The 668-nt window shown below is 59.7% G+C and carries 1 protein-coding gene; it reads right to left on the bottom strand.

The genetic code is table 11. From position 1 onward, the window contains the following. Positions 1-76: 76 nt before the first annotated feature. Positions 77-616 carry a helix-turn-helix domain-containing protein gene (locus tag L1075_RS15655; RefSeq protein WP_040244135.1) on the bottom strand — a complete coding sequence of 180 codons (540 nt, stop codon included), beginning with the start codon at positions 614-616 and terminating at the stop codon, positions 77-79. Positions 617-668 lie beyond the last annotated feature (52 nt).

The following is a 668-nucleotide window of genomic DNA, read 5'->3' on the forward strand; positions in this document are numbered from 1 at the left end:
ACCTTGAGCTGGTAGTAGAACGTGCTGCGCGGCAGCGATGCCGCACGCAGCAGCAGCGCTAGGGGGTGCTCATGCCTTAACCCTTGGACGGCTTGGGCTTTTTGCCCCGTGTCGTCGCCCGCTTCTCTCGGGCCAAGGCATCGAGCTTTTTTAGATAGGCATTCTCCGCCCGCAGATAGGCCAGCTCCTCGAGCAACTCCTCATGAGAGCGCTCACCATCGGTGGGAGGCTCGGGCGGTGGAGAGGGAGGCTTCTGGGGCATCGGGCGGCGTCCTGTACGTTTCGGTTCCAAGGCGGTTAGGCCACCACTATGGTACTGGCGCTCCCATCTGCCAATAGCGCCAGCGGCACGGATATCAAACAGGATCTCGGTCTGTCGGATCGACAAACCGTCGCGCCACCTCCTTTCCAGCACCTCGCGCTTGAACGCTGGGCTGTAGTGACGGCGTGTTTGGCGCAATCCTGAAGGCCCATGCTGCCGGCACTGCTCCACCCATCGCCTGACCATGGAATAGTCCAGGCCAAAGTGGTGGGCGGTCTCTTTTAGGCCGACCTTCCCATACAGGTATTGCTGTACCACTTGCCACTTAAACTGGTCGCTGTACTGGTTTCTCATAGAAACACCCCGAAGGTTGGATTGGGTGTCCAACTTTCGGGGTGCAGTTCAC

The organism is Chromohalobacter beijerinckii (assembly GCF_023061185.1).
Classification (GTDB): Bacteria; Pseudomonadota; Gammaproteobacteria; order Pseudomonadales; family Halomonadaceae; genus Chromohalobacter; species Chromohalobacter beijerinckii.